Raw genomic sequence first — 14,775 nt, 5'->3', positions numbered from 1 at the left:
CTCCTTCGCGCTCCGCCCAAGCCCGACCCCTGCCGTCAGATCGTCGGGCTGCTCTTGTCGGCGAACCGACCATGCTTGCGATAGCGGATCATCCACTTGTCGAGGTAAAGCGACAGCGGCTTCGGATCGATGCCGAACGCGTCGATCCCCGGATGCTCTCCGCTCGCGACGTCGCCATCCTTCAGCATGGCCCACTGGTCGCTCGACATCGGCGTTCCCGGAAGCATGGCGAACGCGCCCGACACCGCATCGGGCATCGGCAGGAAAGTCCGCTTGCGCAATTGCGCGTCGGCAATCATCCGGTTGATCTGCATCATCGTGAGCCGCTCCGGCCCCGCCAGTTCGTAGGTCTTGCCGCCATGCGTCGCAGGGTTCTCCAGCGCCAGCGCGACGGCCTCGGCCGCATCGTCGACATAAAGCAGTTGAAGCGGCGCATCGGGCGCGAAGACCGGCAGGACCGGGAAAGTCGAAATGAGCTGGGCGAACATGTTGATGAAGTCGTCGTCGCGCCCGAACAGGATCGAGGGGCGCAGGATCGTAGCACCGGGAAATTCCGCGCGCGCCCGCTCTTCGCCGAGCGCCTTGGCGCGGGCATACTCCGCTTCACCCTCGGGATCGGCAGCCAGCGCGCTGATCTGGACATAGGCGCCCGCCCCCGCCTCGCGCGCAGCGCGTGCCATCGTGCCCGGTGCCTCGCCCATCAGCTTTTTCATGTTGCCGCCGAACGTCCCCACGAGATTGACGACCGCGTGCGAGCCTTCCGTGTATTGCATGACGCTGCGTTCGTCGAGCACGTTGCAGCGCATGAACTGCAGTTGCCCCAGATTGGCGAGCGGTCTGAGCGAGAAGGCCTTTTCGGGATTGCGGCTGGCGATGCGCAGCCGCGCGCCGCGTTCGAGCAGCGATTGCGCCACGTAATTGCCGACGAAGCCGCTGCCGCCGAAGATCGTGACGAGCCTGTTTTCGAGAGGTCCGCTTTGCGCCATGTCTGGCCTTTCCAGTCGTTTCCGCCGGGCGTGCAACGTGCATCCGGCCTGTGCCACCGGCGACGTCCAATGCCGCAATGTGCCTGCGCTCGCAAGGGGCGGCGCGCGGCAGGGAGGCGGCCTGTGCGTCTGCCCGGCGCGTCGGCTCCGCGCGATGAAATGAAGCATTGACTTGCGCGGGCCGAGGCGGCAATGCGCAGCCCGCCCGTCGGCGCACATCGCGCGCTCTTATCGGGCCGATGCCCAGATGGCGGAATTGGTAGACGCGCTAGCTTCAGGTGCTAGTACTCGCAAGGGTGTGGAGGTTCGAGTCCTCTTCTGGGCACCATTTCAGCGTTCAGCGATGTCCAAACATGTTGCGTAAATGGCGGAATTCTGCCATTTTTTCTCCGGTCTTGATGATTGGAGTCCCGCTTTGTTCCACTATGTTTTGCATCGACTGGGGGCCTCAATGGGGGCTTATTTTGGCGAAGGTGCGTTCGCGAATCTGAGTGAGGCCCCCAGATGGCTCTGACGACTCAGCAGGTTCGGGGGTTCAAGCCGAAGGACAAGCCTTACAAGAAGGGCGATGAGAGAGGCCTGTACCTCCTCGTAAAACCGAATGGCTCGAAGCTCTGGCATCTCAAGTACCGCTTCGGCGGCAGGGAAAAGAAGATGCCGATTGGCCCTTTCCCGGAAGTCGGCCTGGCGCAGGCGCGTCACGAAAGGGATCGCGCGCGTCTCGCGATTGCCGATGGCATCGACCCCATGCGCGAGCGCAAGCGGGAAAAGGCGCAAATCAAGCTTGGCGCAGAGAACACGTTTGCATCTGTGGCGCAGACCTACATCGAGGAGAAGATGGTCCGGGAGGGGCGGGCCGAGGCCACACTTCGCAAGGCACGCTGGTTTCTCGATCTGCTCAAGCCTGCTGTAGGTAACATGCCGCTCAATGATGTCGATCCGCAACTCATGCTTGCGGCGCTCAAGAAGCTGGAAGCGAAGGGCAATCTGGAAACGGCGAAAAAGTGTCGTTCGTTCGCAAGCCGCGTGTTCCGGTTCGGAGCGGCCATGGGACTTTGCGAGACTGATCCGACCTCAATCCTGAAAGGTGCGCTGGTTTCGCCCAAGGCGCGGCACTACGCAGCAATCCTTGAACCCGAAAAACTGGGTCAACTGCTGCGCGCAATCGATTGTTACGAATGCTACCCGGTCACGAAATTCGCATTGCAGATCGCGCCTCACATTTTCGTGCGCCCTGGCGAACTCCGTCATGGAGAGTGGGAAGAGATCGACTGGGATAAGGCTACCTGGACAATCCCAGAAGGCAGGATGAAGGCGCGGAGGACCCACGTGGTGCCGTTGTCGCGACAGGTCCTCGACTTGTTCCGCGAGCTAAAGTCGATTTCCGGTGGGAAGGGCTACATCTTCCCGGCATTCCACACCCGGCAACGGCCCATGAGTGAGAATACGATCAACGCGGCTTTCCGCCGCATGGGTTTCACCAAGGACGAAGTGACGGCGCACGGCCTGCGCTCGACCGCATCGACCATGCTTAACGAAAGCGGACTGTGGCACCCGGATGCAATCGAGCGGGCACTCGCGCATGGTGACAGCAATGCGATCCGAGGAGTCTACAATCGCGGGAACTACTGGGATGAGCGTGTGAAAATGGCTCAGTGGTGGAGTGACAATCTGGACAATCTTCGAAAAGGCGAGACAAGCAGTTGATGCTTGTTTGCAAAGTGGGCGATTGTATTACGCCTCACTTTGAGCGCTGTTGCGTGAACGCAAATTCTCGGGAAGCGGACCTTGGCTTCAAGGCATCGCAATTTCGCTCAATGCGGCTCACTCGTAGGGTTCAAGATGACAGCCAAGCTGTCTAGCGGAAGCATATATGAATCGCCCGGATATGCCCGGGAGAGTTCCTCTGCTTCATTACTCAAGATTTTGGCGAGTTCGCTAATCGAGGCCCGTGGATTTTCGACACGAACTCTCATGAAATGGTTCCAGTCGGACCAGACAGCGCGGGTGTCGCGTTCGGAGAAACCAGTAAAGTATGCATTGTAGCGACCTACCACGAATAGCTTCACATCAACGTCTGGCTTGACGGTTATCCCGGCACGTTTCGCAAGTTCGAAGATGTCGTATTTGCCAAGCCAACCCAAAACTCTCTCGACCCAATCGTTGCCTTGATCGAGCAGGTTTTTACCAGCGCTGCGACGCGCGCGATTGTCCATCCCGACCGGGTGTTGCCATTTCAGCTGAAATAGAGCCAACTCATTATGTTCCTTGTCGTAGGCGATGAAGTCTAGGTCTGTGACCGTCTTCTTGCCCTCACGTAACTTGAGGTTCCGGTCATTTAGTGACCATCTGTCTCCCGGAAAAATGAGCTTGAGATCGTTCAACCACCGCTTCTCGCGATTATTTGCAAGACGAAACCAATCCTGCGGGAATCTCGCTCTCAGGTCGGCGAGTAGGAACAGGAACGGATTGGTGTCCAACCCATACATGGGGAGGATGTAGTAGTCTTGGCTCGAACGGACAATCGGGGTCCATGCGATGTCCGCTGATGAGGTGTGGTCATGTAGATTGCCGCAGCTGAGCGTCAATGGTTCCAGCAGTTTGCGAATCTGGTCGGTCTCGGCATCGAGGTGAACCGCGAGACCAGTTATGAACTCCTCGCGGTGCGCGAACGTCGTTAGCAAGTTGCGGAGATCGAGTTCTGGACGCCGCCGCGCGAGAATGGAGCAAAAACAAAGATGCTTCTCCGCGCGGCCAGCAATGGCCGCCAGGACACCAAGATAATGATTGAATGGCTCGCCACCGATGATGTCCTCCCGCCCAAGCAAGTCTTGGCTCCACATACGACGCAGATATATCTGACCGCACTCCAAAAAATGATCATCGATTTCTCGGGTCGTTGTGTAGGACATGCCCCAACCGCCGAAGCAGCCAACTGATTTCTCCAGCTCCGCTTCGAGGGCTGCATGTCGGTCTTGAAGATCACGTTCCCGAGGGGTGTCCTGCTCGATCGTAAAATCGCTGACCCATCGCTTGTTCCGCTGAGAAACTACTTCTCCGAACATTGAAGGATGGTCCGATTTGAGAACAAGGATCGTTTGAATGCCCGACGGCATTGCGGTGGATGGCTTGTCGATCCTGGCGGTCAGAAGTCCCTCTTGAAGCCAGCCGTAGAGCATTTCCGCGCGTTGAAGAATCCCGCACCGGAGCAGCAACTCGCTAGCCTGTCGCTGGGTCTGGCCCGTGCTGGGAAAAAGGCGAAAAGGTCCACCTTCGAGCTGCGGCGGCACCATAAGGGAGAGGGCCTTATTCACCCCCCATGACGAGAGGCCAACTTGTGCTTTCTTCGTTTGCTTCCAAGTTTCGGATGGCACGAACAGTTCTTCGCAAAAAACGTGATCGATCGCGCGGAGTGTTTCAAATAATAGGGGTTCGATCGGCTGCCGCCATTGCTCAAGATACGATTTCGATCTTTCTATCTGATCTTCCAAAATCGCGAGGGCGACATCACGCATTTTCGGAGGGCGTCCAGCCCAAGCAGTTGATAGACAATATGTGCTTCCTTAAGCGGCTTGGAGCGTATCGAGATGGCCGAATTCCGGCGATCGGATCGACAGATTTAATGGCCTGCTTCCAAGGGGTGCCCGCCAATAAGCTACATACTTCCGAGTCATTCAGAGATAGAATCTTGGCAGGATCATTCGCTTTCTCAGCCTGTTGAGCTTGGAAGAACATTTCGGAGTTGGGAGACGACATGCTTGGCGAGAGCGACTGGCACGGCATTCCCAATCTGTATGCCGGAAGCCATTAGTCCTCCTTCAAATTGGAAGTCATCTGGAAAAGTCTGCAGCCGAGCGGCTTGACGCGCGGTAATTCCGTGATGTTCGGTAGGGTGGACAAACCGGCCTTTCGACGGATTTATGCATGCCGTGGTCATGGTAGGCGATGGCTTGGAAGGATCTATCCGTCCGTAGACATCTTTGTGTCCGTTATGCTGCATATGGCAGGGAAGAGTTCTCAACGACTGGCTTCGAGACCCGCCATTCGGGGGCGTGCTGCGGAAAACCTCGATCAATTCAGCCCGATGCTGCATATGGTGGTCATTGGGGTCGTTCGGTGGCGCTGGAACGGCAAAGACTTCTGCCGAAGTTCGCCACTCCATCAGCGGACCTCTCTCCGACAGCTTTCCTGGTTCGCCATGCGTCGGGTGCGGAGGCCAAGGAATGGCGAATTCAACGGCCTTGGGATCGTATCCGACGATAAACACGCGCTTTCGATTTTGGGGTACGCCAAAATCCTTCGCATTTAGAATGATCGGTTCCCGGACCGCATATCCGTTGTCCTCCGCCAATCCGAGAAATGTCGAGAGGTATTCTGCATGCTTAGGTTGCAGCAGACCGGGTACGTTCTCGAGCAGGAACATCCGTGGTCGGATTGCATCGAGAAAACGGAAATATCGATAAAGCAACGCGTTACGCGGATCGTTCACTCCGGATTTCCCGAGCCGATGCGAGGAGAAGCCTTGGCATGGCGGGCCGCCAAGAAAAAGATCGCAGTCGCCCGGCGCAAGGCCACCCTCGTCCATCACTTTGTGCGGCGATAAGTTCAGTATATCTTCTTCAAAAAATTCGACTCTGCGCCCCGTAAAATTCCTAATCTGCTTTCGGTAGGTGGCCGCTGCATGTCCAAAGTTTTCGACGGCGGCACGAACTTCGAAACCCGCTTGGATTGCACCAAGGGAAAAGCCGCCAGCCCCCGAGAAGACGTCGATCGCCAGCGGAACGTGATTCCTCACGGCTGCCACAGGAAGGTGCGAGAGGTCATCATATGCCGTCGCATCTTCGCCTAAGTCGTATGTCGAAGTGGATGAAGAGACTCGTTCCATGCGCCGACGCCTAGTCCGATTTCTCTTCAGCCGCCTGCGGCTCATGCGCCTCGAATTCTAGGCCGATGCGAGCCTGAGAGGCAACGTATCGCGACTGAATTTCCAGTGCATACTCGTACCGCAACATTCCGCAGACAAGCGCGGTTTGTTCGACGAGCGCCGGGGCCATTGTGCCATCAGGTTTCGTCTCGGCGCCGACATGCACCACGCGGCAAGAAGGCGGCAAACCTTCTGAAAGATAGCCGTTGTTTTCGACATACATAGTCATTGAGGTTGGAGAACTGCCAAGTGACTCGGCGACTCTGAAAGCCTTTCGCTCTGTTCCCTCCCCGTTGCGGAGGTTTACGAATACCTGACCGCCGCGATTGGCATCGCGTAGAGCTTTGTTCTCGCCATGCTCAATCAACTTGAGCGCGGTAAATCGTTTGAGCTCAGGAAGTTTGTCCGGGGGTGATCCGCGGTCTTGCCCTGGAACCATGTCGCACGCAGGTGTCGCACAGAACCAATATGTTCCGCTGATGAGCAGGATGTGTCCTAGATCGACATGGGCGCTTTTGGAAGGCTTGCTGCCGATGAAGGCGTTGTGGCCAGCCTTTGCTGTGAGAAGTACGGCTTCGTTGGAAAGATCGAGGCCAAACCTGCGTTTCACAACATCATATGCGTCTTTCTCTGCGTCGATCTTCCGTAGCCGCGCCGCAAAATCGTTGACCTGTGGAAGTAGTTGATCAAGCAGTTGTTCCGAATGATGCCTTACAGTTCGATCGATCAGCGCTTGCAAACCCGGTTCGTCTTTCTCGAGAAGGCGGAGGTACCAAACAGCACCGACTTCCGGATTGCCTATGGCATCGTCCTGAACTTCGATCCCGCGCTCATTCATTTCAGCGCGCAGCTTTGTAAGCAACAGGCGTGATGGCAGGGGACGCCAAGCAGCTAGTGCTTCATGCACCGTTTTAAGCAGATCCAACTCATCTTGCTTTTTGCTAAAGCAAACAAAGCCGCGTGAAGCTCGGATATATTTGACGGTCTCGTTTCGCCAATCAAGGACACCGTGGTTCTCTGTCGAAAAACGTTCCGCGTTGCTCCCCTCGAAAGCCTCCAATGCGTATTGAAGTGCTCGAAGCCACTCACGCCGATCCAGCCCCCCAGTTTCCAAGGCGTTCTTTACGGCACCGAGCGGACCTTCTCCGCGCATAAGTGCCGATTTCAGTTGCACCATTGTTTTGCGGGCCAAAATTCCTCTGGCAAACAAATACTGCTCCGCAGCAACGGCGGTAACGAGCGGCGTCTCGTGTTCGTCGAGAAAATCGACTAGGGATTCATATGGATCGTCATTTCCGTCTTGCTCAAAACACGGTTGCAGCAGCCCGAGCGCGAATTCGGTAAAAACGTCGTCCAAGTCTTCTTTCGTGTGGACGAGAATAAGATTGAAATGCTTGTTGTCCAAAGCTTCGCGCGCAATGCGGAGGGAAGCCGTCCCGTCATCCTCCTTGGCTTTGTCAAGAATATAGTCGAGGATGAGCAAGTCAGTCTGTTGGAGCGTGCCAACCTTCTTCTCATCAGTTTCTTCGCTCGGTGAACGGCCGTCGTGGATGTCTAGCATGTAAGGAGCACCAGGCCCCCGAAATTGCTCGATAACACGCCTAACTCTCGCACGGCTGTGCGATGAGCGGTTCCAGTCTTTATCGCCATACTGGCGCTTCCGTTCGCTGTCCGAGAGCAGGATTTCGTGCAGCGTTGGATAGTCATCATCGACGATCAACACCGAGCGGATCGGACTCAAAAAAGCCTCGGCCACCAAATCCTTATATGTCGCTTCAGCCATCGCCCCCAATTTCCTCGGCCATCCGTATATTATTGAATCCCAAATAAAACGTAGCACCCTCTAGAGGCGGCTCATCGTCCTCCCCCACATAACGCAGCGAATGCCCTCCGGCCGCGAGATTCGCGCGGGCGAGATAGAGCCCTACGCCTCGCCCAGACCGCTTCTTCCTGGTAAAGAACAGGTTGAAGATATGCTCGCGGTCTTCTTCCTCAACGCCTGGGCCACTATCGGAAACCAGCAGTTCATCTCCTGCTACGTCGAGCAAAATGCGCCTGGTCGAGCGTGGGGCGGTGCTCACCCAGTAAATCGCGTTGTTCACAAGATTCAGGAACACGGGGAACACTCGGGCGGGCCGTTCATAGAGCTGCACTACCTCAAATGCTGGCGTAGCGCTGAAATCGATTCCCGCCCGCGCCAACGTTGGCGCGAAGAAACGTCGCACGAAGTCCTCGATTTCACGTCCTTCGATCCATCGCTGGACCTTGTCGCCCGACAGTCTGAGAGGAGAAAGAAAGCGGAGCTGGTCGGTGAGCCCTTCAATGCCAAGGCGGATGTCTCGGACGGCTTCCGAGTTGCGTATGCTTTCTGGCAGTGCGGCGATCCCGGACGTTGCCATTTCGTCAAAGTCTGCAAGATCGTGCGCTGCGATTTCTACGGCAATGCCGAGCTGAGCGAGCGCCGTAAGGCGATCGAGCTCGCTCGCTGCTTCGCGAAGCTCCTCCGACTGCACGCTCGCGAGCGTCTCGAGGTCAATTTCATCCTTCACCGCACCTAGGGCTGAAAGGTAAGTACCAAACAGTCTGCGGTTCTCTACAGTCCAACGATCACGCAGCAGGCGTACGGCTTCCACCGATTTCGCCAAATCGAAATTTCCAGTCTGCAGGTTTGCGGCGATAGCCGCCGTCTCACGTCGGAACTCACCAAGGCGCATCAACGCGAGCTCCCGGACGCCTCCGTATTGCTCGCGCTGCATCGCTTCGATGTCAGACTGGAATGCCTGAACTTGCTTGCGCACGGCGCTGACAGCAGCTTCGGTCTGTCGTTCGAGCACTGCCGCCGGGTCTGCTGCTTCGAATTCTTCGATCCGATCTCGAAAGACGTTGTCAAATTCAGCAATCGACAAGGCAATGGACTTGGCTGACGATCGCGCAGCTTGGTATCGCTTGTTGAGCCGCGCTGTGCCTGAAGGTTGGGGCCGCAACTCGGCTTCGGCCAACCTTTCCCGCCAGTCGGACAGACGCTCGGCCGCCTTTGCAATGTCTGCGTCGTCTTGGATGGCAAGTGTTTCTGAGGCTTGCGCAACCTCTTCCCTAAGTCCGGGGAGTAGTGCCTCAGCGGCGTCCAGCTCGGCTTGGAACAGCTTCCGTTCCCGTTCGCGAAGTTTCTTCGCCTCCTCCTTCGCGCGACCAGCACGATTGCTTTCACGAATTTCTTCGAGGCGCGGCGTCCGGATGTCCGAAGCCGAACCGAAATAGCGCCGCGCGGATTGTTCGAGAATATTCTCTACGACGGCGCGGAAGGTTTTCGCCGCCACGTTGTCGATGAATCCTTCGCGACCCGCCTTGTCCCGTAGGTTGGGGTTGCTTCTTCGCGTTAGGGCGATGCGACCGAACATCTGCCGATGGTTCCAGAAATACCGTCCCGCGTTCTTGCTGCGCTTGGACTCAATTTCGAAGAAATCATTGTCTTCTCTACCATACGGAAGTACTCGAAGTCCGTCGCGATAGATCATCAGACCTGCGTATTCTGATGCCAATTCTACATAACGATCATGTTCCGAGGAAGAGTGTGTTGAGTTTTTTTGTCGAATTCCATCGACGCGATGAAGAGTTCGAAGGCTCCGACTTTAGTGTCGGCTCGTTCGGGAATCGCGATGCCCTTGGGCAGCGCAAAATCCACCTTTTCTTCTATCCATGTTCCGAAGGCCTTCACCCGGCCTCGAAAGACGCCGTCTTCTCCGACCACCCCTTCAAGCTGATGCTCCAGCTCTTGGATCTGGGTCCTGTCGATCGCCTTCTCCGCTCCGACGATCGTCTTGCGGCGCCCAGCCACCTCGTTTGCCGAAACAATGTCGGCCCTATACTCGAAGTCGGGGCGATCTTTTTCGCTGCCGTAAGGATCAACGAAATTGGAGAGTGTACGCTCAAAACGAGTTCGACTTTCTTCAGCGACTGGATCAGTGTCGCCGCTATTTGGAAGTGCGCGAAGCGTATCGTCGAGCTCATAGACCAACATCGCTGTTCCAGGCGCCGCCCAGTGCGCAAGATGGCCAGCCTCAAACGGGAGCCGCTTTAAACTCTGCAGGATTCTCTGCGAAGGTGGAAGACCGGCGCGTTCCTCATCCTCGTCGAAACGCCGCCATCGCTCGCGGACCTTTGGCTTACCATTCCGCCAGCCGCGATCATCGTCTACCACGCTCGCGGCGATCGCATCGCAGAACGCCGGGAGTTCATCGAATATCTCGTCCAGCTTTTCGAATTCCCCTGTCGGAACGGTGATATCGGCCAGATTGATAAAAGGATTTTCGAACAATCGCCAATCGATAAGCGCTGCCACGAAATTGGCACTTCGATGCTTCGTCACGAGAAGCATAACCGATCCCAGCTTGGCGCTGGACAAGCGTCCGATGCCCTTCTGTCCTTGTCGAGGGCGTATGGGCAAACCATTGCGATCCTGCGGCGGGACCGGCTTTACATCCGAGAGCTTGCTTTCGGTTCCGATGACAAGCCAGCGCTCGAAGAAGTCCTCTGGGCGCATGCCATGCCCATTATCGGTGAGCGCTGCCACCGGCTCTTCACTGGAAAAAATGCGCAGTCCGACATCTCTGGCATACGCGTCCCACGCGTTCTTCCACAATTCGGATATGGCCGTAGGACAATCGGCGATCTGCTCACGCCCGAGATGATCTACCGTACGCGCACGTGTAGCGAAGCTAGAAGCCGAAACTCCTTTTTTGCTTCGCTTATCCTCCATTTGGCCCCCGCGCGCATGAATGCCCGAACGGTCGAGCCATATTAGCGGTCGGACATAGAGGGCTGCATCCCAAAATTCCAGTATAAGAAGCTTCAAGTATTGAAAGTGGACCGAATTTTTTGCTCCGTCGCCCGAAGGCCGGGCGCTAAGCGCCCGGTTCCTTCTTCTCGTCGTCCAGCGGTGTGCGCAGGACGATCCGGCCATTGATCGGCATCACTTCCAATTGAAGCGATAGTCCCTTGCGGTCTCGGTGGGACCACGCGGCTCCGATGCGGGTCCAGAAACCCTTGTCGCCCTTGTTGGCGACATGCCAGGCGAGGAAGTCCGGCGGATTGGTCTCCTGCGCGGGTGCGGTACTACTGCGTGCCATGATGATTTCCTTTCGTGTCTGGTGGCTCGTTGCACCAAACAGGAAGGCCGCACGGCCAAGGCCAGGATTCATGTCCAACACGGGTGAGCGGAGTGAACCGGCGCGGGCAGGGCATTGAAGGCTGACCGCGTGCGGCCAGTTGGGTGCTCAAAACGAAGCCGACAACACGAAGCGAATTCTCACACGTGCTGCACCGCGCGGGACCAGACCGGATTTCCGGTCGAATCCGGTTTGCAGTTCAAACAAGCGCAAAGTGGTGGATGAGAAGCGCACCGCATACTGCGGCAGCGCTTCTCTCGTTTCAGTATTCCGATGCCAGCATGATCGTCAGTACACGCCGGGTCGCTGCGGGATTGGCCGGGTCCTCGCTGCCGAACAGCAAGTCGCAGTCGTAGGCATCGATCTTCCAGAACACGGTTTCGGCAGGACGCGCCGGTCGCTTGGTCGTCCAGCGGCCATCGCCAACCTGATAGATCGCCCCGAAATCGCGTTCTCCGTAAGGATCGTTGTCCGGCGTGAAGGCGTCGAAGGTTTCGATCAGCTCGCGCACCAGCGACTGGTCCTGCTCGGGCAAGGCCCGGAAGCCTTCAGTTGCAACGGCAACGCAGGCCAAGAGTCACGACAAGGGGCGCACCTTCGATGTCATCCTGCGAACGCTGACCGAGGAACTGGGATATAAGGTCTGGCATCAGGTGATCGATGCGCAGCACTTCGTGCCGCAGCATCGCGAACGGATCGTGATAGTCGGCTTCCGCGAAGCCGTTCCGTTCAGCTGGCACGACCTGAAACTCCCGCCAAAAGGAAGCGTCCGGCTTAACAGCATCCTCCATCCGGAAGACGGCTCGGAGAAGGCCGAGGCTCCGTACACTCTCGGCCCGAATGCTGCCGTGAACGGCAAGTACACGCTGACCGACAAGCTCTGGCAATATCTCCAGGGCTATGCCGAAAAGCACAAAGCGGCGGGCAATGGTTTCGGCTTCGGGCTGGTGACGCCCGATGATGTCGCGCGCACTCTGTCAGCCCGATACTACAAGGACGGCTCGGAAATCCTCGTAAGTCAGGGCCCGAGAAGCAATCCCCGACGCCTGACGCCGCGCGAATGTGCGCGGCTTATGGGCTATGGCGATGATTTCCGCATCCCCGTGTCTGACACGCAGGCCTATAAGCAGTTCGGCAACTCAGTTGCAGTGCCGGTGTTTGAAGCCGTAGCCCGCGTTATGCAGCCCCATATTCAGGCTCTGGTCGAGCCTGTCAGGGGAAGCAAAGTGGCCTGACGCATGGCCGACGTTCACGACGTTGCCACGCGCAGCCGCAATATGGCGGCGATCAGAGGTGCCAACACGAAGCCGGAACTCCAGGTCCGGCGAGCTCTGCATGCGCTCGGTCTGAGGTTCCGTCTTCACGCGAAGGAATTGCCCGGCAAGCCTGACCTCGTGTTCCCGCGCCACAAGGCGGTAGTCTTCGTCCATGGCTGCTTCTGGCACGGACATGATTGTCACCTCTTCAAAATGCCCGCGACGCGACAGGAATTCTGGGCGGACAAGATCGGCCGGAATGTAGCCAATGATAACAAGGCTGCCGCGTTTCTTCGGGTCGATGGATGGCGCATCGGAGTGGTCTGGGAATGCGCGCTCAAAGGCCGCACGAAGCCAGATTTTGGTGAAACTATGCAGGCACTTGCCACGTGGGTAAGATCGACTGAACCATCGATCACGCTCAGGGGTAAATAGTTGGCCGGATCACTCGCGCAATTGCTGGATCTCCTGCGTCATCACGGCGCGACCCGTATCTATGCAAAGCGCCTCGCACCGAACGACAATTCAAAAAACCAGGTCTATCTCGGCGGCGACTTTTCAGCTCTGAACATCATTCCGCATGGCGAGATCTACAGCGATGATACCGAAGTCGCCGGGGCCGTGCGCGACCGCGCCAAGGCATCTGTCGACTTCTACTGGGTGGACGGGGACAGCCTTCACCATGCCCCCAACACGGGCCTGATCCTCTATCCCAAATATCCCGAAGTTCGCATGTCGGGCTTGCCTCGCGCGCATAAGTAGCGAGCACGGTGGTGGTCTTGGCCGTCCCGGCGTAGCCTTGGACGGCAGTGACGCGGTTCCGCGAGATGAGCAGTTCGGCAGTCGCTCGCTTCTGGTCTTGGGTCCAGGCATAGCCGGATCGGGACGACTGCCGCGCCGCGCGCTCGATGGTTCGCGCTGCGGTCACCGGACTTGCGAGTGATTGGATCGTGCCGCGCCTGGCTTCCTCCAGGCGAAGTATGGTCCGCTCTGTTGCGATGGCCAGAGGGGTGGTGAACCCGAAAAACTCCGCCCCGCGCCGGTCGAGGAAAGTTCGCGGGACAAGCTCGCCGCTCTTCTTCGCCTCTGCAATCGCCGCACTGATTGCACCGTGTTCGGCCTTGCCGAAGGCGAAGTCTCCGGCCTCGCGCGCCAGCGTGCTGGCCGAGAACACAGCCTCTCGCTCGGACAGCTTTGCAGCGGCGCAGGCTACCGCCTGCCGCGCCAGCAATTCCGGGCTGGCGGTTGCTTCGCTGTTCTTGGACCGCTCTCTCGCTTCGCCGATCAGCTTTGCCCGCGCTGCCTTGTCGAACCCGTTGGCATCCGCAGTCGCCCGCCAGTCGGCGCGCAAGGAACGGTGATCCGCACTGGTCTTGGCCTCGCGGGTATCGAGCGCGGCGATCTGCTTTTCGGCGGCGCTCGCGTGCTCCCGGTTCGTGCCGCGCTCGGCAAGCCGGGCATCAATTGCTGCGGTGCGCTGGCTCAGTGCATCGATGGCCTTCTCCGGAACGCCTGCGATCTCGAAGAGCGAGTCTTTCCCTGCCTCGATCTTGTATCCCAACGCAGCAACGCCGTGAGCCAGTTCCTGCCGGTAGATCGCGCCGATTTCCTTTTGCAGCTGGTAGAAGGCGCGGGGTTCCAAGCTGCGCCAGTTGCCATCCTTGTCCTGCGTGGCGTTGAGGATCACACCGTGGGTGTGCAGCTGCGGGTCCTGCGCCCGGCTTGTCTCATGGCGGAAGGTGGCGATGGCAAGGTTGCCGGTCGCTTCGCGCCGCACCTCGCCGCCCTGCCTGATCCGCGTTGCCGCCATATGCTTTTCGACATGGGCGAGCGCCACTTTCACTGCCGCGCCATGTGCCTTGATCAGCCGCTTGTCTCCGGCAACCTCGGCCATGATCGAGACCGACTTGGGCGCGGACAGGGTGATGTCCCAGCCTGGGCGATGTTCGACCTTGCCATCGCGGGTGGTGCCCAGTTGCTGTCCGGCAATGCGACCTTCGAGCAATTCGGCAAATTTCTCGCGATCGACCTCGCCCGACAGGCCCAGCTTCTCCGCTGCCTCGCCAAACCATTCGGACGGAGCCATGCCGCCTTCGGCATAGTAGTCGTCGGCTTCGTAGTAGCTCGCGGCCTGACCGGCACTCGACAGGGCCGAAACCGATGCGACCATCAGACGGGTCCGGGCTTCGCGTCGGGCTCAGCACCTTTGGCGATCTCGCTGACCCGGCTCCACAGCGTGCCCGCCGGATCGCCATGCACGTAACCGGGCTGACGCGGCTCGCCACGCCGGGTGATATGATCGGCGGTGAGGCGCATGACCTCATGGCAGGTGAGTAATTCGATATTCGACATGACAGATTCCTTTGCTTCAAGGTTCTGTCACCGTTGCCGCTTGTCCCCTCGCGACGTTGGGTTGGTTCTCAAATGCCGTTGCGGACCGTGCG

Annotated in this window: 13 protein-coding genes and 1 tRNA gene; 4 read left to right on the top strand and 10 right to left on the bottom strand. The window is 58.1% G+C overall.

Features of this window, described 5'->3' with window-relative positions; genetic code table 11:
- Window positions 1–35 precede the first annotated feature (35 nt).
- On the bottom strand, window positions 36–986 hold the full coding sequence (locus GRI38_RS09920) for a complex I NDUFA9 subunit family protein (RefSeq protein WP_160683045.1): 951 nt from the start codon (window positions 984–986) through the stop codon (window positions 36–38).
- A 241-nt stretch (window positions 987–1,227) separates the two neighbouring features.
- On the opposite strand from GRI38_RS09920, the gene GRI38_RS09915 reads away from it, so the two are divergent.
- Window positions 1,228–1,314, top strand: a tRNA-Leu gene (locus GRI38_RS09915).
- Between the two features lie 176 nt (window positions 1,315–1,490).
- Window positions 1,491–2,693, top strand: a complete 1,203-nt coding sequence (locus GRI38_RS09910; protein ID WP_160683043.1) for a tyrosine-type recombinase/integrase — start codon at window positions 1,491–1,493, stop codon at window positions 2,691–2,693.
- Between the two features lie 107 nt (window positions 2,694–2,800).
- Here the strand turns inward: GRI38_RS09910 and GRI38_RS09905 are convergent, their stop codons facing one another.
- The 7 genes from GRI38_RS09905 to GRI38_RS09875 all read right to left on the bottom strand — a co-directional run bounded on the left by GRI38_RS09905 (window position 2,801) and on the right by GRI38_RS09875 (window position 11,586).
- On the bottom strand, window positions 2,801–4,501 hold the full coding sequence (locus tag GRI38_RS09905; protein WP_160683041.1) for a hypothetical protein: 1,701 nt from the start codon (window positions 4,499–4,501) through the stop codon (window positions 2,801–2,803).
- A 194-nt stretch (window positions 4,502–4,695) separates the two neighbouring features.
- Window positions 4,696–5,871: a DNA cytosine methyltransferase gene (locus GRI38_RS09900; RefSeq protein ID WP_160683039.1), complete on the bottom strand. Its 1,176-nt coding sequence runs from the start codon at window positions 5,869–5,871 to the stop codon at window positions 4,696–4,698.
- Window positions 5,872–5,881: 10 nt separating this feature from the next.
- Entirely contained in the window at window positions 5,882–7,693 is a 1,812-nt protein-coding gene (locus GRI38_RS09895) for a response regulator receiver domain (protein WP_160683037.1), read from the bottom strand.
- Window positions 7,686–9,425, bottom strand: coding sequence for an ATP-binding protein (locus GRI38_RS09890; RefSeq protein WP_160683035.1), 1,740 nt, complete (start codon window positions 9,423–9,425; stop codon window positions 7,686–7,688). The genes GRI38_RS09895 and GRI38_RS09890 overlap by 8 nt, the downstream gene beginning before the upstream one ends.
- Window positions 9,426–9,451: 26 nt before the next feature.
- On the bottom strand, window positions 9,452–10,666 hold the full coding sequence (locus tag GRI38_RS09885) for an ATP-binding protein (protein ID WP_160683033.1): 1,215 nt from the start codon (window positions 10,664–10,666) through the stop codon (window positions 9,452–9,454).
- 145 nt (window positions 10,667–10,811) lie between these two features.
- Window positions 10,812–11,036 (bottom strand): hypothetical protein, encoded by a 225-nt coding sequence (locus tag GRI38_RS09880; RefSeq protein WP_160683031.1) that lies wholly within the window; start codon window positions 11,034–11,036, stop codon window positions 10,812–10,814.
- A gap of 301 nt (window positions 11,037–11,337) precedes the next feature.
- A complete protein-coding gene (locus tag GRI38_RS09875; protein WP_337191277.1) occupies window positions 11,338–11,586 on the bottom strand; it encodes a DUF3768 domain-containing protein in 249 nt (82 codons plus the stop codon).
- On the opposite strand from GRI38_RS09875, the gene dcm reads away from it, so the two are divergent.
- Together dcm and GRI38_RS09865 are read left to right on the top strand one after the other, a co-directional pair.
- On the top strand, window positions 11,552–12,310 hold the full coding sequence (dcm, locus tag GRI38_RS09870) for a DNA (cytosine-5-)-methyltransferase (RefSeq protein ID WP_337191276.1): 759 nt from the start codon (window positions 11,552–11,554) through the stop codon (window positions 12,308–12,310). The genes GRI38_RS09875 and dcm overlap by 35 nt on opposite strands.
- 3 nt (window positions 12,311–12,313) lie before the next feature.
- On the top strand, window positions 12,314–12,766 hold the full coding sequence (locus tag GRI38_RS09865; protein ID WP_160683027.1) for a very short patch repair endonuclease: 453 nt from the start codon (window positions 12,314–12,316) through the stop codon (window positions 12,764–12,766).
- A 136-nt stretch (window positions 12,767–12,902) separates the two neighbouring features.
- On the opposite strand, the gene mobF is transcribed toward GRI38_RS09865, so the two are convergent.
- Together mobF and GRI38_RS13960 are read right to left on the bottom strand one after the other, a co-directional pair.
- Window positions 12,903–14,501, bottom strand: a complete 1,599-nt coding sequence (mobF, locus tag GRI38_RS09860; protein ID WP_237487478.1) for a MobF family relaxase — start codon at window positions 14,499–14,501, stop codon at window positions 12,903–12,905.
- A complete protein-coding gene (locus GRI38_RS13960) occupies window positions 14,501–14,683 on the bottom strand; it encodes a hypothetical protein (protein WP_202389940.1) in 183 nt (60 codons plus the stop codon). Before GRI38_RS13960 ends, mobF begins: the two co-directional genes overlap by 1 nt.
- Window positions 14,684–14,775: the final 92 nt, after the last annotated feature.

The sequence above is a fragment of the Parapontixanthobacter aurantiacus genome, from assembly GCF_009827635.1.
In the GTDB taxonomy this organism is placed as follows: Bacteria; Pseudomonadota; Alphaproteobacteria; order Sphingomonadales; family Sphingomonadaceae; genus Parapontixanthobacter; species Parapontixanthobacter aurantiacus.
The sequence above is the reverse complement of the archived record's forward strand: the minus strand, read 5'-3'. Positions and strand labels throughout refer to the sequence as shown.